The 19375-nt window shown below is 59.5% G+C and carries 12 protein-coding genes and 2 tRNA genes; 6 read left to right on the forward strand and 8 right to left on the reverse strand.

What is annotated here, in order from left to right:
• Positions 1 to 146: 146 nt before the first annotated feature.
• Positions 147 to 1415 (forward strand): amidohydrolase, encoded by a 1269-nt coding sequence (locus ABD847_RS01095; protein WP_345009197.1) that lies wholly within the window; start codon positions 147 to 149, stop codon positions 1413 to 1415.
• On the opposite strand, the gene ABD847_RS01100 is transcribed toward ABD847_RS01095, so the two are convergent.
• Positions 1405 to 1905 carry an OmpA family protein gene (locus ABD847_RS01100; RefSeq protein WP_345009199.1) on the reverse strand — a complete coding sequence of 167 codons (501 nt, stop codon included), beginning with the start codon at positions 1903 to 1905 and terminating at the stop codon, positions 1405 to 1407. The two genes, ABD847_RS01095 and ABD847_RS01100, sit on opposite strands and share 11 nt — an antisense overlap.
• Before the next feature lie 164 nt (positions 1906 to 2069).
• On the opposite strand from ABD847_RS01100, the gene lon reads away from it, so the two are divergent.
• Entirely contained in the window at positions 2070 to 4466 is a 2397-nt protein-coding gene (gene lon / locus ABD847_RS01105) for an endopeptidase La (protein WP_345009201.1), read from the forward strand.
• Positions 4467 to 4518: 52 nt separating this feature from the next.
• Here the strand turns inward: lon and ABD847_RS01110 are convergent.
• A tRNA-Met gene (locus tag ABD847_RS01110) sits at positions 4519 to 4595 on the reverse strand.
• 192 nt (positions 4596 to 4787) lie between these two features.
• Between ABD847_RS01110 and glgX the strand changes: the two genes are divergently transcribed.
• Positions 4788 to 6866, forward strand: a complete 2079-nt coding sequence (glgX, locus tag ABD847_RS01115) for a glycogen debranching protein GlgX (protein ID WP_345009202.1) — start codon at positions 4788 to 4790, stop codon at positions 6864 to 6866.
• A gap of 9 nt (positions 6867 to 6875) precedes the next feature.
• On the opposite strand, the gene ABD847_RS01120 is transcribed toward glgX, so the two are convergent.
• Both ABD847_RS01120 and ABD847_RS01125 read right to left on the reverse strand, forming a co-directional pair.
• Positions 6876 to 8504, reverse strand: coding sequence for a DUF2813 domain-containing protein (locus tag ABD847_RS01120; protein WP_345009203.1), 1629 nt, complete (start codon positions 8502 to 8504; stop codon positions 6876 to 6878).
• 266 nt (positions 8505 to 8770) lie between these two features.
• Positions 8771 to 9532, reverse strand: a complete 762-nt coding sequence (locus ABD847_RS01125; protein WP_345009204.1) for a TSUP family transporter — start codon at positions 9530 to 9532, stop codon at positions 8771 to 8773.
• A 699-nt stretch (positions 9533 to 10231) separates the two neighbouring features.
• Here ABD847_RS01125 and ABD847_RS01130 point away from each other — a divergent pair.
• A complete protein-coding gene (locus ABD847_RS01130) occupies positions 10232 to 12208 on the forward strand; it encodes an AAA family ATPase (RefSeq protein WP_425568347.1) in 1977 nt (658 codons plus the stop codon).
• 67 nt (positions 12209 to 12275) lie between these two features.
• Positions 12276 to 12833, forward strand: a complete 558-nt coding sequence (gene fabA / locus ABD847_RS01135) for a 3-hydroxyacyl-[acyl-carrier-protein] dehydratase FabA (protein WP_425568348.1) — start codon at positions 12276 to 12278, stop codon at positions 12831 to 12833.
• Between the two features lie 61 nt (positions 12834 to 12894).
• On the opposite strand, the gene rmf is transcribed toward fabA, so the two are convergent.
• The 4 genes from rmf to rlmKL form a co-directional block, all read right to left on the reverse strand.
• Complete coding sequence (gene rmf, locus ABD847_RS01140; protein WP_425568349.1) at positions 12895 to 13074, reverse strand: ribosome modulation factor; 180 nt, start codon at positions 13072 to 13074, stop codon at positions 12895 to 12897.
• Positions 13075 to 13227: 153 nt separating this feature from the next.
• Positions 13228 to 14928 carry a DUF3466 family protein gene (locus ABD847_RS01145; protein ID WP_345009209.1) on the reverse strand — a complete coding sequence of 567 codons (1701 nt, stop codon included), beginning with the start codon at positions 14926 to 14928 and terminating at the stop codon, positions 13228 to 13230.
• A 7-nt stretch (positions 14929 to 14935) separates the two neighbouring features.
• Positions 14936 to 16834 carry an ABC transporter ATP-binding protein gene (locus ABD847_RS01150; protein WP_345009211.1) on the reverse strand — a complete coding sequence of 633 codons (1899 nt, stop codon included), beginning with the start codon at positions 16832 to 16834 and terminating at the stop codon, positions 14936 to 14938.
• Between the two features lie 97 nt (positions 16835 to 16931).
• Positions 16932 to 19052 carry a bifunctional 23S rRNA (guanine(2069)-N(7))-methyltransferase RlmK/23S rRNA (guanine(2445)-N(2))-methyltransferase RlmL gene (gene rlmKL / locus ABD847_RS01155; RefSeq protein WP_345009213.1) on the reverse strand — a complete coding sequence of 707 codons (2121 nt, stop codon included), beginning with the start codon at positions 19050 to 19052 and terminating at the stop codon, positions 16932 to 16934.
• Between the two features lie 191 nt (positions 19053 to 19243).
• On the opposite strand from rlmKL, the gene ABD847_RS01160 reads away from it, so the two are divergent.
• Positions 19244 to 19320: transfer RNA gene (locus ABD847_RS01160), tRNA-Met, on the forward strand.
• Positions 19321 to 19375: the final 55 nt, after the last annotated feature.

The following is a 19375-nucleotide window of genomic DNA, read 5'->3' on the forward strand; positions in this document are numbered from 1 at the left end:
GGCCGGGCCAGTTGCAATTAACCTTCTGTTTTATCAGTAATTTATGTAGATACGACGCCTGGGTGTGACTTGTCTTGCACCCTGGCAGCTCTTAGACTGTCGGGCACAGTTGATGGCCTGAGATGGCCGCCCACAAGGAATCCACCATGCTTGAGCAACTGCGCCGCTGGCGTCGCGATTTTCATCAATACCCCGAACCCGGCTGGTGCGAATACCGCACCACCAGCCTGATTGCTGCCGAGCTGTCGGCCTGTGGTTACCAGATCTTGCTGGGGGATCAGGTGCTCTCCGCCGCTGCCGTCATGGGCCGGCAAATCGATGAGCCCAAGGAGAAGGCCCGCGCCGCCGCCCAGGGGGCACCGCAAGCCTGGCTGGAGGCCTCCAGCCTGACCGGTCTCATGGCCGTGCTGGATACCGGCCGGCCGGGACCTTGCGTGGCGCTGCGGGTGGATCTGGATGCGGTCAAGGTGCAGGAGAGCCAGGGGGCACAACACCAGCCGGATCAGCAGGGCTTTGCCTCGGTCAACGCTCAGTGCATGCACGCCTGTGGCCATGACGGCCATGCCGCCATGGGGCTGGTGCTGGGGCAGTTGCTGGCACAGCAACACGAGCGACTGTGCGGCAAGATCAAGCTGTTCTTCCAACCGGCCGAGGAAGGCTGCCGGGGCGGCAAGGCCATGGCCCAGGGCGGCCAGGTGGATGATGTGGATATCCTCTATGCCATCCACCTGGGGATCCACGCCGCCAGCGGCGAGCTAGTGGTCTCCCCCACCGGCTTTTTGAGCTCTACCAAGTTTGATGTGGAGTTTCACGGCACCCCGGCCCATGCCGGGCTGGAACCCAATGCCGGCGCCAATGCCCTGGCGGCCGCCTGCCAGGCGGTGAGTCAGATGCTGGGGATCCCCCGCCACCGGGATGGCCTGACACGGCTCAACATCGGCACCCTGAACGCCGGCGCCGAGCGCAATGTCATCCCCAGCTTCGCTCTGCTGGAAGGCGAAACCCGCGGCGCCAGCGCCGAACTCAACGACTACATGTTCAGCCGGGTACAGCAGATCGTCGATGGCTGCGCCCGCAGTTACGGGGTGGACTTTCGCATTCGTAAGCAAGGCGAAGCCATCTCCATCGAGAACAGCCCGCGGCTGGTGCACAGTGTCACCCTCAGCGCCGACCGGCTGGGTTTTCATGTCATCCACAGCCGCCCCTTTGGCGCCAGTGACGATGCCGGCTACATGCTGGAGCGGGTACAAAAACGCGGTGGGGAAGCGGCGTATCTGGTGATCGGTGCCGATCTGGCAGCCGGGCACCATCATCATGGCTTCGACTTTGACGAAACGGCCATGGTCAAGGGGGTCTCCCTGCTGGAGGCGCTGTTTGTGGCGGCCCTGCAGCCGCCGGCCGAGATTACTGGCTGAGGGTGATCAGCGCCACCCGGCGGTTGAGTTGGCGACCATAGGTACTGTTGTTGTTGGCGGCCGGTTGGGTCTCCCCGGCGGACTCCAGCGTGAGGCTGCCGGGATCCACTCCCTTGCCAATCAGGTAATAGGCCACCGCCTGGGCTCGAGTGCCGCCCAGTCTCAGGTTGTAGCCTTCCGAGGCGCTGCTGTCGGTGTGCCCCGTGATCTGTAGCCGGTAGTCCTGGCCGATGGCCGCCTGGGCCACGCAGTCCAGAGTCGCTCTGGCCGCCGCATCCAACTCGCTTCGGTCCACCGCAAAGTGCACCGGCACCATGGTCAGGCTTCGGCCATCGGCGCTTTGCCCCAGCCCGTCACAGCGTGCCGGCAGCGAGCTGACAAACGGCGGATCCTGCCACAGCAGATATTCCTTGCCCCCAAAGCCCTCGGCAGCCTGGGCCCCCAGGCTCAGCGTTGCCAGAGTCATCAAAAAATAACGTCGAGTATTCATAAAGTTGGCCTCATAAACCTGGGGTGACTTAAGCTTTAAGGGCAGCGATAGCCTGGGTCATCATCAAGCTGCCGATATGAAACGCCTTGTATTGGCCCGCGCCTATCCCCATCTATTTCAATGTCCTTTTCATAAATTGTCGACAGCTTTATGGGGGTACCCTGATGCGTGATCCACATGATGAAAGCACCCCGGTAGAGGGTGAAGTCACAGGTCTGATTTTGCCGGGACAGGAGCGTCCCAGCCAGCTACATATCATTCCCGTCTATGGGCGGCCCTTCCTGCCGGCGCAAATTTTGCCGGTCCAGATACAAGCCGATCCCTGGGCCAAGACCCTGGAGCGGGTGGCGAAGACCGCCCACAAGATGGTGGCCCTGTTCCGGGTGGACGAGGAGGCGGATGCCCAACATCCCCTGTATGACATCATGCCGCGCACCGGCTGTGTGGTGCGCATCCTGCAGGCCAGCACAGATGGCGATCAGATCCAGTTTGTCGCCGAGGGAATACAGCGGGTGGCCATTCGCAACTGGCTCAGCAAGAAGCCACCGTATCTGGTGGAGGTGGACTATCTGGAGTCCGAGGTTCCGGCGGGAAGTGAGACCGAGGTGAAGGCCTATGCCATGGCGGTGATCACCGCCATCAAGGAGCTGCTGCCCATCAATCCTCTCTACAGCGAGGAGCTCAAGCAGTATCTCAACCGCTTCAATCCCAACGATCCCTCGCCCCTGGCCGACTGCGGCGCCGCCATCACCACGGCCAAGGGTGAAGAGCTGCAGGAGATACTCGATACCCCTGCCCTGCTGCCACGGCTGACCAAGGTGCTGGCGCTGCTGAAAAAAGAGATAGAGGTGGCCCAGCTGCAGAACAAGATCCGCGACGAGGTCAATCGCAGCATCAACGACCGTCAACGGGAGTTCTTCTTGCACGAGCAACTCAAGGTGATCCAAAAGGAGTTGGGACTGCAAAAGGATGACAAGACCGCCGAGATGGAGATGTTCCGCAACCGGCTGGCGGCCCTGACGGTACCCGACGAGGTGAACGCCAGGGTGAACGAGGAGCTGAACAAGCTGAAGATCCTGGAAAGCGGCTCCCCCGAGTATGCGGTGACGCGCAACTATCTGGAATGGGTCACTCAGGTACCTTGGGGCCAGTACCATCAGGACAAGATCGATCTGAAACGCGCCAGACGCATCCTGGATCGGGACCATGACGGCCTGGCGGATGTGAAGGACAGGATCATCGAGTTTCTGGCGGTGGGGGCCTTCAAGAAGGATGTCAGCGGCGCCATCATGCTGCTGATCGGCCCCCCGGGGGTGGGCAAGACCTCCATCGGTCGATCCATCGCCGCCGCCATGGGGCGTCCCTTCTACCGCTTCAGCGTGGGCGGCATGCGGGACGAAGCTGAGATCAAGGGCCACAGACGCACCTATATCGGTGCCCTGCCCGGCAAGCTGGTGCATGCCTTGAAGGAGTGCAAGGTGATGAACCCCCTCATCATGCTGGACGAGATCGACAAGCTGGGGGTGAGCCATCAGGGGGATCCGGCTTCGGCCCTGCTGGAGACGCTGGATCCCGAGCAGAACGTCAACTTCCTCGACCATTATCTGGACCTGCGACTCGATCTCTCCAAGTGCCTGTTCATCTGTACCGCCAATACCCTGGACTCCATCCCGGCGCCCTTGCTGGATCGCATGGATGTGATCCGGCTGTCCGGTTATCTGGCCCAGGAGAAGCTGGCCATCGCCCGCCATCATCTGTGGCCGCGCCAGCTGGAGCGGGCCGGGGTCGATAAAGAGCGACTCAAGATCAGTGAAGGGGCGCTGCGCCTGCTGACCGAGGGTTACGCCCGGGAGGCGGGTGTGCGCAATCTGGAGAAGCAGATCGCCAAGCTCATCCGCAAGTCGGTGGTCCGCCTGCTGGACGAACCAGGCCTCAGTCTCAGGCTCAAGGCGGCGGACATTCCCGAGCTGTTGGGCGCGCCCCTGTTTCGCAAGGAGAAGGCCTTGAGTGGTGTGGGGATCATCACCGGCCTGGCCTGGACCTCCTTAGGCGGCGCCACCCTGCCGGTGGAGTCCAGCGTGGTGCATCAGCAGAGTCGCGGCTTCAAGCTCACCGGTCAGCTGGGCGACGTGATGAAGGAGTCGGCGGAAATCGCCTACAGCTTCGTCAATGCCAACCTCAAGGAGTTGGGCGCCGACAGCCGTTTCTTCGAGCAGGCCTTCGTGCACCTGCATGTGCCGGAAGGGGCCACCCCCAAGGATGGCCCCAGTGCCGGCATCACCATGGCCAGCAGTCTGCTGTCGCTGGCCTTGGGCAAGGCACCCAACAAGGACTTTGCCATGACAGGCGAGCTGACCCTGACGGGCCATGTGCTGCCCATCGGTGGTGTGCGGGAGAAGGCGATTGCGGCCAAGCGCCAGGGTATCCACCAGATCATAGTGCCGGAAGCCAATCGGGGTGACGTGGAGGAGCTGCCGGATTACGTCAAGGAAGGGCTGACCTTCCACTTTGCCCGTCAATACAAGGAGGTGGCTCGGCTGTTGTTTGGCCCGGCAGCCTGACGTCTGGACGGCAAAAACAACAAGGCCTCCCGATGGGAGGCCTTGTCTTATTTGGTTGCGGGGGCAGGATTTGAACCTACGACCTTCGGGTTATGAGCCCGACGAGCTACCATGCTGCTCCACCCCGCGTCTGATGCTGTGCATTCTAGTCATCTGACTTTCTATTGCAATAACTATTTGGAAAATCGCACCAATTTAGCATTAATTGCCGAAATATTGACTAATGTGGCGTTTTTTTCACCTGAGCGGCTTGGCGGCCGGCTCTCACCGTTGTGCCGACTACACTTGCTGATAAGCCCGGCAGGCCAAGGAGAGAGTGCAATGAAATGTTCGCGCGGCCACTGTAATCAGTTGGGAGCCACCCTGGATAATAACGGCGTCAATTTCGCCCTCTGGGCACGCTTGGCCAGTGAGGTGGAGCTGCTGCTGTTCAAGCATGCTGATGATGCCAATCCCGTGGTGATCCCCCTCAATCCCCGTATCAATCGGACCGCCTACTACTGGCATATCCATGTGGCGGAGATAGGTGATGGCCAGATCTATGGCTGGCGGATCAATGGCCCCTGGCGCCCCTATGAGGGCACCTGCTTTGATCCGGAAAAGGTCTTGCTGGACCCCTACGGCCGGGAAGTGGTGCTGGGTCATCAATACGATCGCTGGGCGGCCAGTCGACCGGGCAGCAATACCGCCCAATGTGCCAAGAGTGTGGTGGTGAGCCTGGAGGATTACGACTGGGAGGATGACGAGGCCCCCGAACACCCCCTCTCCCGCTCCATCATCTATGAACTGCACGTCGGCGGCTTCACACGGGATGCCAGCGCCGGCGTCGCCCCAAGCCATCGCGGTACCTATGCCGGTGTCGTCGACAAGATCCCCTATCTCAAGGAACTGGGGATCACCGCCGTGGAGCTGCTGCCGGTGTTCCAGTTCGACCCGCAGGATGCGCCCCATGGGCTGGACAACTATTGGGGCTACAGCCCGCTCTCCTTCTTTGCCCCCCACACTGGCTATGCCAGTCACAGCGGGCGCAAGGCAGCCATCAACGAGTTCCGTGACATGGTCAAGGCGCTGCACAAGGCCGGTATCGAGGTGATACTGGATGTGGTCTACAACCACACCGCCGAAGGGGACGACAATGGACCGCTGATCTGCTTTCGCGGCATCGATCATGAGGCCTATTACATTCTCGATCCCCTGCATCGTCGCTCCACCAACTATTCCGGCTGCGGCAACACCTTAAACGGCTCGCATCCGGTCACGAAACGTCTCATCATCGACAGCCTGCGCTACTGGCGCGAGCACCTGCATGTGGACGGCTTTCGCTTCGATCTGGCCTCCATCCTCTCACGCGACGAGGCGGGCAACCCTCAGGTCAACCCCCCGACCCTGCTGGCCATCGATACCGATCCCGTACTGGCCAACTGCAAGCTGATCGCCGAAGCCTGGGATGCCGGTGGCCTGTATCAGGTAGGATCGCTGGCGGGCTCCCGTTGGCGGGAGTGGAATGGCCAGTTTCGCGATGATGTGCGGCGCTTTGTGAAAGGCGAAAACAACACGGTACGCAACTTTGCTCACCGCATCAGCGGCAGTCCGGATATCTACCAGTACAATCACGCCGATCCGGAAAAGAGCATCAACTTCGTCACCTGCCATGACGGCTTCACCCTCTGGGATCTGGTGAGTTACAACCAGAAGCACAATCTGGCCAACGGTGAGCACAACCGGGATGGTCAAAACGACAACTACAGCTGGAACCATGGCGCCGAAGGCCCTACTCAGGATCCAAGCCTAAATGGTCTGCGACTTCGGCAATGCAAGAATCTGCTAACCTGCACCCTGCTCTCCATCGGCACCCCCATGTTGCTGATGGGGGATGAGGTGCTGCGCACACAGCAGGGCAATAACAATGCCTACTGCCAAAACAATCCCATCAGCTGGATGAACTGGGAGTGGGGCCCCCTCTCCTTCGACATGCTGCGCTACACCACAGAACTCATCCGCTATCGCAGGTTTTTGTTCCACCATGACCGCCAGGATGCCCTGCCTGTGTCTCTCGCCGAGATTTTGCACCGGGCCGAGATCTGTTGGCACGGGGTGCAGGCCCATAGCCCGGACTGGGGAGAACACTCCCATGCCCTGGCATTTTCAGCCATCTCCCTGGAGCACAAGATGGCCATTTACGTCATCTTCAATGCCTACTGGGAACCCTTGCTGTTCAACCTGCCCCTGCCGCCCATGGGGATTGAGGGGCACTGGCAGCGCATCATAGACACAGCTCAGCCCAGCCCCATGGATATCATTCCCATGGGCGACCCCCTGCCCCTGCAGGCCAAGAGCTATCGGGCCGACGCCCGCTCCCTGTGCCTGTTTGTCTGTGGCCAGCTGCCGTTTGAAGCATGAGTCGACTTGTCAGCCCTGGCCTCGCGCCAGGGCGACGATACGGGCGAACATCTGTCGTAGCAGTGGCGGTATGCTCTCCGGCCCCAGACTCTCCGCCTCCTCGACCACCGCCAGGGCCAGGCCGGGCTTGCTGCGCTGACGAATGGCCTTATCGATGATCTTGTGGGGTGAGCAGCTCTGTCTGGGCCCGATTTTCGCCTCCCGGCGGAATACCGATTCGAAGCCGTTCATAAACAAGAAATGCTCTATATCCCGCTCATGCAGTCCCGTCAGCCGCTCCCGCTCCCTGTCCCCATGCAGCAGAGACCTTGCCCCTGTGATGTACTTGGCGCCCGCCTCATCCCCATCGGCCAGCAGATGCCACTCTATGCCCAGCTGATTGGCCACCTTGATCAAGGGTGCATAACCACACTGGGCGTATTCGATGATCCGAACCCCTTCGGCCCGCAGGCTGTAACCGCAGATGCTGGCCAACTCCGCCAGTAGCCAGATCTCGGTTTCCCCCTCCACCAACAGCCAGCAGCGGGCAAACAGGGACATGGGCCGGTTGATCCGCACATGGAAGGCAATCCGGCGCAGATCATCGGCGCTGAAATGATGGTCCTGTATCTGATAGCACAGGGTTTCCGACTGTTGCCGCACCAGCCGACGGATCTGGCTCAAGGGCAGGCTGGTGAGCAGATCTCCCGAATTGGTGGTGAGAATTTTTTGCCCCGGTAGCTGTTCCAGTAAGCCCCAGGCCAGTGCCAGCATGGTGGGGTGCAGACGACTCTCGGGGTCTTCCAGGATCAGGATGGGCCGTGCGCCCACCTCGATCTGTCTGTCGCCGCGGGCTGCCAACATGGCGCCGGCGATGCCGGAGAGGGCCAGCTGCATCACCTGATTATCCTGGCAACGCGCCAGGTCGGTCAGGTTACCCAGTCCCTGCAAGGAGGCGGGTCGCATGACGATCTCCCGCTGGCTGCGGGGCCGCGGGCGGATCGGCGGCACACTGCTGAAATAGTGGGAGATCAGCTGGCAGACAGATTCGAATCCTTGCCTGAGTTCGTCGCGCGGCAGGGGTTGCGGATCCTCGGCCAGCGAGTCGGCCAACGCCATCAGGCGCTGCTGCCATACCTCCGCCAGCATGCTATTGCTGCGGTTGCTGCGACTGTCGCGCAGGCGCAAGACCGGGTTCATCAGCATCAGCAGCTGAATGAGATGCAAGGGATTATCCGGCTGCAGCGGCTGGCCGTTACCATCCAAGAAACCATGTTCGGACAGGACACTGCCATCGGCTTGCAGATCGGCCGCGGCACGATAGTGAATGCGGTGGAGTTGATCCTTATGCTTGACCCAGACGGCGGCCAAGCGGGCCAACCGGCTGGAGTGCTGGCTCATCTCCGGCCTGTGCTCGCGAAAGCTCAACACTATCTGCAGATGGACGGCCGCAGCGAGCTCGGGATCTTCGGGGCGGTGAAAGTCCTCCGGCACAAACTGGTAGGGCACTTCATCCTGCCCAAGCAGACACCAGAGTGCCCGCATCAGGCTGGTCTTACCCCAGGTGTTTTCACCTATGAGGGCGGTCACCTGATCAAGGCGGAGGGAGAGGCGGTTGATACCGCGAAAGCCCCGGATTTCAATACGTTCTAGATACATGGCTTTGCCAACCTTTTCTTTCATGTTGACAAATGCCGCGATCGAACACCAGCGGCGTGAGTGGAATTAGCGAGCGCTGATCTTGCTGAGGGTAGAGACGGTCTCTGCGTCGGGCTGTGCTTCGTATTGCCAGAGGCTGAACCACAGATGGCGATGTCGAAGTTGGCGTCGTTTCTGTTTCATGGGCGTGCTCCTGCTCATTGAGTCTCCCACGCGGGAGGCCAGGCAAGCTTGGCACGCCAAGATGACAAAACAGTGAATTTTGGCTAAGCAGCCCAATATTGCCAGAGTAATTTTCCGGACATCACCAGGGAGGTTAGCACAATCAGCGGTCGGATCAGCCGGGCCCCCTGTCTCACCACCAGCCGCGAGCCCAACCTGGCGCCCACCATCTGCCCTAAGGCCATGCACAAACCCACCTGCCAGACCAGCTTGCCGCCCAAGGCAAAGAAGAGCAGCGCGGCCAGGTTGGAGGTGGCGTTGAGCAGTTTGCTGTGGGCCGTCGCCTTGGCCATGTTGAAGCCAGCCAGGGCGATAAAACCAACCGCAAAGAAGGAGCCCGTACCCGGGCCAAAAAAACCATCGTAGAAACCCACCGGCATGGCCAGCCCCAGCGCAAAGGCGACAGGACCTAAGCGGCGTTGGTTGTCCTCGTCGCCGACCCGAGGACTGAAAATAAAATAAAGGGCAAAACCAATCAGCAAAAACGGAATGATGGCGGAGAGGAAGCTGGCATCCAGCTGTTGTACCAACAGGGTACCGCAGGCACTGCCACAGAATGTCAGGGCAATGGCCAAGCGCATCTGGCGAAAGTCGATATAGCCACGGCGGGCAAAATACCAGGAGGCGGAACAGCTACCGAAGGAGCTTTGCAGCTTATTGGTGCCCAGCGCCTGAGCCGGCGGTAGCCCGGCAGCCAGCAAGGCCGGCAGGGTCAACAGGCCGCCGCCGCCGGCGATGGCATCGAGAAACCCGGCGGCCAAGCCACACAATGACAACAACCCCAGGGTGGTGATGCTCAACTCCATTGATCACATCCTAATTCACAGCAAGACGCACAAAAACAGTAACAGTACCCGGTTTATCAGGCGGGCGCGAGAGGGCTAAGGGTTTGTTTAGGCATAAAAAAAGGTAGCCAATGGCTACCCTAAACTGACAAATTCAAAAGGTCTGACGAATCGCACCGCCCGGGGTGAACCCAACGGCGCAGATTACGAACGCAATAAACGAAGAACGCAACACTACAAAAGCTCAGTCAAAGTAGGCATGTCGAAAATGCCCATGGCAACGTCCAAACGCGCGCTGCAACAGACGCTCAGCCTTGCCTAGCTGGCTTTGCTGGCGGGCCAGAACTTTCAGGTCATGACAATTCATAAACACCTCCATGCGTGGCAAATCCCTGCACTACTTTCACGGTTGCTCACACTCGCACAGTGCTTACAACGACGCCATTGTTGATCTGGCTCACATATTTGTCCAGCGTTTTGTAACTCTATTACGGATTTTATTTTCATAGGGTTCCGCTAGGCGCCGATTGCCTGGGCTAACCCGCATTAAATGTGCTGCTTTTATGGCTTGGGACAAGGCCATGGCGTTTGTTTATGTAATTTCATTACATTTTAACCTCGACTGCACCTCAGTGGCTTTTCTGCACAGTCCCGTAGGGCTGGCCGAGTAGATGCGTTATACTGCGCACATCTTTTCCATCGTCATGACATTATTCACAAGTGATTGAATTAAAACCAGAACAGCTAAGCCCGAGCTTCCCTCCCCTGCCCTGTGACCGTTTAAGTGAGCTGTCTCCACTTTCTTTTGCCGATACGCAGCCCAGAACGGCTTCGGCTGTTGCACGGTTGGCCCAGCTGGATCGACGGTGCAATGTCATGCTGTTGGGCGGGTTCCCCGGTGCCGATTATGAACAGTTACTGATGAACTTGATCGATGACAGTGCGGTAGACAATCGCCACTGCTTCGATCTGTGTTATGCCGAGAACCTGCGTAATCCGGCCAAGCCCATCTGGCTCAAGCTCAAACCGGGTAGTGGCATTGAGTTTTGTGAGCTGGTGGCCGATCTGCTGCGTCGGTTGCAGCTGCACCTGGATGCCGAAGAGGTGGTACAGCGGATCCTGCGCAAACAGGATCAGGACGAGAAGATTGCCGATTACTTGTCATTGCTGTCGGCCCATGTGGCGATGGATGGTACCTTCACCCATCCCGTGTTGATCAACCTGCTCATCCATCATGCCAGTGACAATGTCCCGCTGATCTACGGGCGCGATCTCAGCTGGGAGAGCCTGTTCGGCGCCGTCAACTACCAGACCGAACAAGGCTCCGTCTTCAGTCACCATCATTTGTTGGAGCCGGGTCTGGTACGGGAGGCAAACGGGGGCTTCCTCATACTGCCCCTGGAGGAGCTGCTGGCAGATCCGGATCTCTGGTTCAAATTGCGCAATGCGCTGGAGACAGGCTTCCTGGATTGGGTACCCAGTAAGGAGAGCCAAGGGTTGACACCGCTGTTCCAACCCGAGGCATCCCCACTGCAGCTGCGCCTGATCCTGGTGGGCAACACGCTCCACATCGCCGAGTTTGCCGCCCTGGATCCGGACATGGCCGAGCGGGTATTTCTGCGCACGGATCTGGTGAGCGAACTGTCCGTGCAGGAAGACTTCCCACTGTTCCTAGGCATGCTGCGCGGCTTGTGCGATCGATTGGGCATCGCGGATCTGGATCAATCGGCCATGCTGGCGGTGGCGCGGTTTGCCTGTCGCCTCTGTGAACACCAGCAGCTGCTCTCCATTGAGGAGCCGCCCTTGGCCGGTCTGTTGCAGCTGGCTGCCTGTATTGCCAAAGAAGAACAGGCTCACTGCCTGACCGGAGACCACATACAGACGGCCCTCACCGAGCAGGAGTACCGACTGAACTATGTGGTGGAACAATCGGATCAGGGCATAGTCGATGGCCAGATCATGTTGCAGACCCGCGGTGAGGTGGTGGGCCAGATCAATGGCTTGTCGGTCATTCAAATCATGGGCCACCCCTACGACTTCGGGGAGCCAGTGCGTCTCACCGCCACCGTCCACATGGGTGATGGTGACGTAGCCGATATCGAACGCAAGGCCGAACTAGCCGGGCATATCCACGCCAAGGCCATGATGATCATTCACGGCTACCTCTCCACCCAGTTTGGCGCCGAAAATCCCTCGCCCCTGTCGGCGAATCTGGTCTTCGAGCAGTCTTATCACGAGATTGATGGCGACAGTGCCGCCCTCACCGGTCTGTGCGCGCTGCTTTCCGCCCTGGCGCTACAGCCCATTCGCCAGTGCTATGCGGTAACGGGCGCGGTGGATCAGTTTGGTAATGTGCAACCCGTTGGTGGGTTGAATGAAAAGATCGAGGGTTTCTTCCGCGTGTGCAGCATCCAGGGCTTGACCGGAGAGCAAGGCGTGCTGATCCCGGCATCAAACCAATTACAGCTCATACTCTCCGACGAGGTGCGTCAGGCTGTTGCCGAGGGGCGCTTTCATATCTACGCCGTTAAGCATGTCACCGAGGCGGTGGAGCTGCTCACCGGATGCGTAGCCGGTGACCTGGACGATGAGCAGAGCCTGTTTGGCCGCATCCAGCTGCGACTGGATGAATTGAGTGGCCCGCCGAGTGGGCAACTCGGCTTGTTTGGCAGTCTGCTGCGCCGCTTGCTGAAGTGATCGGAGTTGTTTAGCGAACACCTGTACGCTAAATTAGCGCCAGCGATAAACGAGAAGGATTATGAAGGTGTCAGAACAACAGAAGGTAACCGCCAACCCGTCGTTGTGCGAACGAGGTGTCAATCATTTCACACGCGACGATCTGCTGGCCTGCAGCCAGGGTCAACTGTTTGGTGAAGGCAACAGCCAGCTGCCGGCACCCAACATGCTGATGATGGATCGCATCGTGCGGATCACCGATGACGGCGGCGAGTTTGGCAAGGGCGAGATCCTGGCCGAGCTGGATATCACGCCGGACCTCTGGTTCTTCGATTGCCATTTTCCCGGCGATCCTGTGATGCCGGGCTGCCTCGGGCTGGATGCCATGTGGCAACTGGTGGGCTTCTTCCTCGGCTGGAAGGGTGGCCCCGGTAAGGGCCGTGCCCTGGGTGTAGGGGAAGTGAAGTTCACCGGCCAGATCCTGCCTACCGCCAAGAAGGTCACCTACAAGATCACCATGAAGCGGGTCATCATGCGCAAGCTGATCATGGGGATCGCCGATGGCGTGGTGGAAGTGGATGGTCGCCCCATCTACAGCGCCACCGACCTGAAAGTGGGCCTGTTCCAGGACACCACCAGTTTTTAAGCCTTCTCTCATACAAAAAGCGCCCCGATGGGCGCTTTTTGTTTTGATCCGTTGATACGACTTATTTTGCCATCAGGCCAACGGTGCGATCATCGACCGCATCTCGCCAGCCACCGAGCCAGTATCCTCTGGCGTCCATACTCTGGTAAGGGCATCCCTCTTTCGAGCGACCACTGAGACCTGCTTGATATCCACGTGCGCGAGCTCTTTCCAAACGATCACGTTTCTGTCTCTTCATCACTATTACCCTCTGTTGCCGAAAAAAAAGACGACAGTCTGCGCAACTGCCGTCTTTAGTAATAAGCCCAGTGAGTCATCAAAGGCAATGGCCATTGGCCAGGAATTGAGATCCCTATCGATACATCATGACTAACGTATTAATTTGCCATGACATTTATTTTGAGCTTTTGCGTCTGCGAATGAGACCCACACCGAGCAAGCCTGCCAGCAGCCCCAATCCCAAGGCACCACCCCCATCGTTCTCACCCAGATCGGTACTGGGAAGTTGGTTGGTGACCACGGCGGAGTCCGGAACGTCCCCGTCGGTATCGAACGATTCATTTGGCGTCAACCTCACCGTGACCGTGGTAGGATTGTTCTGGTTCTCCCAGTCCGTCTCGCTGTCGTAGCGATAAGCCGTGGCGGCGATGGTGCCATCATCGGCAATGGCATTGGCATAGGCCAGATAGTAATACTTGCCGTTTTGTACACAGGCATTGGCGCCGTCATTGTCGGTGCCGCAGATCAGATCGTTGAGATACCAGCTGCTGCCCGTATTGATGTTGTACAAGAAGGCCTCCTGCATCCGCGGCGCGCCTTCATAGACGGGAGCCGTCTCGCTGCGCTCGTCGCGCCAGCCCACCACCAGGCCATTGTTATTCAGGCCGCCTGCCTCTGAATTACTGCCCCGGTTCGGGCTGTTTTCAAACGGAATGTCGGCGGTTTCCCCAGTGGTGACGTTATAGACGAACATCTCGATGGGGATGTTGCGCCCCTTCACCGAGGAGTACTTCTGGTTGCCGATGACCCAACCATCCTCATTGATGGCCACGGCCCAGGTATGCCGCAGAACCTCATCCCCTTCACCGGGTGCATTCTTGCTTAGCGGTATCTTGGTCAGGCTGCCGATGGTCAGGGTGTCGTCTGCCAAGGTTAAGGGCCAGACCACGGCAACATTGCGGCCCGACGTCGAGGCCGAGCCTGCCTCCTTGGTAGACGAGTAACCAACGGCATAGTAGTCATCCCCCACCTTGGCCATGCTCATTACGGAGGCGGTTTGCAGCAAGGAGGAGTTGGTGCTGTAGTAGGCAGTCGCCTGGGTCGTGGTGAAGTCCCCGTTATCTCCATCAACCAGCCAGAAGGTCGCTTGGGTGTTAAAGCCAGGACACAGCGGATAGTCTTCTGACTGGCCGGTATCACCGTCATAGCAGGTGGCCAGGGCAGAGTCCGGCCCCTTGGTGCTGGTGTTGGCAGTGCCGCCCACCAGGTAACGATCGTTATCCAAGGGCAACAGGCTGTAGGCGGAGGAGAAGCCACCCACACCATCGAACTCATGGGCAGCCGGCAAACTCAGCTGATCGAGCCCCGGGAGGGTCACGAAGGCGGTACGCGGGTGGTAGTTGTTGCTGGTAGCGCTGTCGCTCACAGTGTAACCGGCACGCTCGTCCGCGGTGTTGCCCATGGTCGTGACGATGCCGTCTTGTTCGCTGGTGGAGCTACCATCGACCAGTGATTCGGTCTGGGCCACATAGCTGATGGTATCCAGCCGCCATTGCTTGGCGCGGTTGTCTGTCTTGTTCCAATAGGTGTTACACACATCGTCAGCCAGCACGGAACTGCAGTAACGCTCGTAGCCCATGCGATGCGCCAGATCCATGCCGATGGGCGCCATGTTGAAAAAGGAGAACCAGTCGTTGGTGACATCAAAGGCCGCCACCGTCTTGTCTTCCTTACTCATGGCCCTGGCCCAGGGACCGAAATTACCGGCGATGTCGCTGGCGCTTACCACCTCTTCGATGGTGAAGAAGGGATCCTGCGCCTGTGCGGCACAAGAGGTCAGGACTGCCAATGCCACCAGTGTCTGTTTTTTGTTCATTTGCTGATCATTCCTCGTTCTTCAACGCTTCAAGCTCTTCCCATCGCAGAAAAGCCGCTTCAAGATCCGCCTCTGCCTGACTCAACGCATCTAGCACAGACTGCGTCTCCTCGGCCGGTTTACTAAAGAAATCAGGCTCATTAATCCTGGCTTGCCATTGGGCAATGCTATTTTCCAATAGTTCCAGCTTGGCTGGTAAAGAATCTAACTCTAACTGTAATTTATATGACAGCTTGCGCCCCTTGCGCGCCGCTGGGGTGACCTCGACTGCTTCCACCTTCTTGGTGGGCTGAGCCGGTTCACTGCTGCCGCCGGTTCCACCGTGGGGAATATCGCTGTAACCGCCCACATATTCACTGATTTTTCCATCGCCCTCAAATACCCAGCAATGGCTGACGGTATTATCGATGAAGCGCCGATCGTGACTGACCAGCAGCAAGGTGCCCTGATATTCCGCCAGCAGCTCTTCAAGCAGCTCCAGGGTTTCAATATCCAGATCGTTGGTGGGTTCGTCCAGGATCAGCAGGTTGCAGGGTTTGAGAAACAGCCGGGCCAGCAGGAGTCGATTTTTCTCACCACCGGATAAGGCACGCACCGGCGTCAGCGCGCGCTTGGGCTCAAACAGGAAGTCCTGCAGGTAACCCAGCACATGGCGGCGGCGGCCGTTGATCTCCACCTCCTGGCGACCTTCTGCCAGGTTGTCCATCACGGTCCTGTCGGGGTCGAGCTGCTGGCGATACTGGTCAAAATAGGCCACCTCCAGCTTGGTGCCGCAACGCAGCTTACCGGCGGTGGGTTGCAGCTCACCCAACAGCAGCTTGATGAGGGTCGTCTTGCCACAGCCATTGGGTCCCACCAGGGCGATCTTGTCGCCCCGTTGCACCAGCGGGCTAAAATGGTTCACCAGCACCCGCTCGCCCAGGCGGAACTCCACACCGGTGCCTTCGAACACCAGCTTGCCGGAGCGCAGGGCATCATCCAGCTGGATGTTGGCCTTGCCCATCTGCTCGCGACGGGCCGAGCGCTCCACCCGCAGATCCTTGAGGGCCCGCACCCGACCTTCATTACGGGTGCGCCGGGCCTTGATCCCTTGACGGATCCAGGCCTCTTCCTGGGCCAGCTTCTTGTCAAACTCGGCATTTTGCAGTGCTTCGACCCGCAGTGACTCTTCCTTGCCCGACAGGTAACTGTCGTAATCCCCGGGCCAGGAGGTGAGCTGGCCGCGATCCAGGTCGACGATACGGGTGGCCAGTCGATGAATGAATTCACGGTCGTGGCTGATGAAGACGATGGCACCGCCGAATTCCTTGAGGAAATTCTCCAGCCAGTCGATGGTGCCGATGTCCAGGTGGTTGGTAGGCTCGTCCAGCAGCAGCAGATCCGGATTGCTGGCCAGGGCGCGGGCCAGGGCCACCTTGCGCAACCAACCACCGGAGAGTTGGGTCAGGTTGGCCTCGGCATCCAGACCCAGACGACTGAGTACCTGGTGGATGCGGGTGTCGAATTGCCAACCGTCATGCAGGTCCAGCTGTTCCTGCAGACGCCCCAGCCGCGCCAGATTGGCCGGGCTGGGATCCTGCGCCACCGCCTGGGAGGCCTGGTGGTAGTCCGCCAGCAATTGCCCCAGTGCCTGGAGCCCCTGGGCGACGTATTCGAAGACGGTATGGGGCAGGCTCTGGGGCGGATCCTGCTCCAGCCGGGCGATGCGCAGATCCTGCAGATGGCTGCGCCGGCCATCCTCCAGTTGCACCGTGCCCTCGATGACCTTGAGCAGGGTCGACTTGCCGGCGCCATTACGGCCCACCAGACACAGACGTTCACCCGCCTCTATGTTGAGGTCGACATGATCCAGGATGGGTGAGGTGCCGTAGGAGAGAAAGGCTTGTTGTAGGGAGAAAATGGCCATCAAAAACGCTCATTACGGTTAGGGCAGCAACGGAGGAGCCCCCGTTGCCAGTAGGGTGTCGGCGCCGCAGCGCCGGTGTGCGTCTTCAGACCTAGCCTCATGGCGTTGGGCTGGCCTGATGGGTGATGATCCAGCAGTTGTGGATCTGCTTGTTGCGGGCAAAGTCCTTGGACAGGCTCTGCTCGCTGATGTTCTTGGCCTGCAGCCCCAGCGCCGCCAAACCGTCCAGGTCCATCTTGAAGTGACGCTTGTTGTTGGAGAACACCAGGGTGCCCGCCGGGCGCAGCAGGCGCTTCAAGTCACTCATCAGCTTGAGGTGATCCCGCTGCACATCGAAGCTCTCCTCCATCCGCTTGGAGTTGGAGAAGGTGGGCGGGTCGATGAAGATAAGATCGTATTGCTGACGACATTGAGCCAGCCACTGCAGACAGTCGGCCTGCTCGTAGCGATGCTGCCGACCAACGAAGCCGTTGTGGGCCATGTTGTCCCGCGCCCAGTCCAGGTAGGTGCGGGACATGTCCACCGTGGTGGTGGAACGGGCGCCACCGGCGGCCGCATGCACGGTGGCGCTGCCGGTATAGGCAAACAGATTGAGAAAGTCCTGGCCCTTGGCCAGCTTGCCCAGCATGCGCCGTGTGTACCTGTGATCCAGAAACAGCCCGGTATCCAGGTAATCGTGCAGGTTGACCAGCAAGGAGACGTTGTACTCCTGAATGGCCATCCGCTCGTTGCGGGTAGCCATGCGCTGATATTGCTGCTCGCCCTTTTGCCGCTCCCGCACCTTGAGCACCACATTGGCGCCGGGGACACCGGTGACCTCGATGCACGCCTGCATCAGATCCAGCAAGCGCTGCCGCGCGGTCTGCTCAGGGATCGACTTGGGCGCGGCATACTCCTGGATCACCAGATGATCCCGGTAGCGGTCGATGGCCACGTTGTAATCCGGCAAGTCCGCATCATAGAGGCGGTAGGCTTCCAATCCCTCCTGCTTGGCCCACTTCTCCAACTGCTTGATGTTCTTGCGCAGCCGGTTGGCAAAGTCCTCGGCCACCTGCTTGGTGGAGGCCACCGCGGTTTCTGAGATGAGGTAATTGCGCAGCTGGCACTCCAGCGCGCCGTTGAACAGCCGGTATTGCTTGTCGGTGCGCAGCCGCAGACAGGTGAGCAAATCCGGCGAGGCGCTCAGCACACTCACCCGCCAGCCTTTGAACTCCTGGCGCAAGATCTGGCCCCACTGCTGATACAGCTTGAGCAGCTCGGGCATATCACCCAGACGCTCGCCATAAGGGGGGTTGCTGATGACGAAGCCCCGTTCGTTGGGCCAGGGGTTGGTGTGTTGCTCCAGGGCCTGCTGTTGCAGCTGGATCACGCCGTCAAAGCCGGCGCGGGAGACGTTCTCCTTGGCGCGGGCCAACACCCGGGCATCCTGATCGTTGCCCTGCAGCTTGAGGCTACCGGCCAGCTTATTCATGCCACGGCGGGCCCGCACCTGGGCCTCGGCCTTGAGGCTGTGCCACAGGTCGGCATCGTGCTGCAGCCAGCGTTCGAAGCCAAACTGCTGACGCAACAGGCCGGGGGCCATGTCGGTGGCCTGCATGGCGGCCTCGATGAGCAGGGTGCCAGAGCCACACATGGGATCCAGCAAAGGCTCCCCTTGCCAGCCGCCGCGGGCCAGCATGGCCGCCGCCAGGTTTTCCTTGAGGGGCGCCTCACCGGTGCCACTGCGATAACCGCGCTGATGCAGCGCCGGGCCGGAGAGATCCAGGCCGACGGAGGCCATTTCACGCTTGAGGTGCACCATGATGCGAACATCCGGCTGACGCTTGTCCACCTCGGGGCGGCGACCGAACTTCTTATTGAAGCGATCGACGATGGCATCTTTCACCTTGACCGCACCGTACTGGGTATTGCGGATGGCATCGTTGGTGCCGGAGAAGTCCACCGCCAGGGAGGCCGTGGGACCGAAATGCTGTTCCCAGGATTGGGCGCTGATCCCCAAGTAGAGATCCATGTCATCCCGCACGGTAAATTCCGCCAGGCGAAGCTGAATGCGACTGGCAAAGCGACTCCACAGACAGGCACGGTAGGCCGTCTCCAAGGAACCGGTGAACAGAACACCCGCAACCGTGTCTTTGACGGACTCGGCGCCGAGGCGGGTAAGCTCGTCACTGAGCAGAGGTTCCAGTCCTTTGGGGCAGGAGGCAAAAAAATCAGTCATATACAGTCATCTAGAGGTACGTGCAGTGGGCCGGGCATTATACCCTAAGCGAGGCGCCCTGCCCTCCCTTTCACTAAAAAATGGCTTGGCGCTGGCGCAGTGGGCCGCTCAATTAATCGGCAGTCGAGAGGAAAGTTGAAATTAAGTGTTGCCAGCAGAGAACAAGATGCCTAAGATGCGCCTCCATCAGACGCGGGGTGGAGCAGCATGGTAGCTCGTCGGGCTCATAACCCGAAGGTCGTAGGTTCAAATCCTGCCCCCGCAACCAAATATGAAACGCCGCATCTTGCGGCGTTTTTTTATGCGTATGCCCTGCCCCAACC

Origin of the sequence: Pseudaeromonas paramecii, from assembly GCF_039540575.1 — a bacterium.
Taxonomy (GTDB): domain Bacteria; phylum Pseudomonadota; class Gammaproteobacteria; order Enterobacterales; family Aeromonadaceae; genus Pseudaeromonas; species Pseudaeromonas paramecii.

What these genes read in the sequence shown, in the direction of transcription:
- ABD847_RS01095 (WP_345009197.1), top strand. Translation starts at nt 147, where the DNA reads ATGCTTGAGCAACTGCGCCGCTGGCGTCGCGATTTTCATCAATACCCC.
- ABD847_RS01100 (WP_345009199.1), bottom strand. Translation starts at nt 1,905, where the DNA reads ATGAATACTCGACGTTATTTTTTGATGACTCTGGCAACGCTGAGCCTG.
- lon (WP_345009201.1), top strand. Translation starts at nt 2,070, where the DNA reads ATGCGTGATCCACATGATGAAAGCACCCCGGTAGAGGGTGAAGTCACA.
- glgX (WP_345009202.1), top strand. Translation starts at nt 4,788, where the DNA reads ATGAAATGTTCGCGCGGCCACTGTAATCAGTTGGGAGCCACCCTGGAT.
- ABD847_RS01120 (WP_345009203.1), bottom strand. Translation starts at nt 8,504, where the DNA reads ATGTATCTAGAACGTATTGAAATCCGGGGCTTTCGCGGTATCAACCGC.
- ABD847_RS01125 (WP_345009204.1), bottom strand. Translation starts at nt 9,532, where the DNA reads ATGGAGTTGAGCATCACCACCCTGGGGTTGTTGTCATTGTGTGGCTTG.
- ABD847_RS01145 (WP_345009209.1), bottom strand. Translation starts at nt 14,928, where the DNA reads ATGAACAAAAAACAGACACTGGTGGCATTGGCAGTCCTGACCTCTTGT.
- ABD847_RS01150 (WP_345009211.1), bottom strand. Translation starts at nt 16,834, where the DNA reads ATGGCCATTTTCTCCCTACAACAAGCCTTTCTCTCCTACGGCACCTCA.
- rlmKL (WP_345009213.1), bottom strand. Translation starts at nt 19,052, where the DNA reads ATGACTGATTTTTTTGCCTCCTGCCCCAAAGGACTGGAACCTCTGCTC.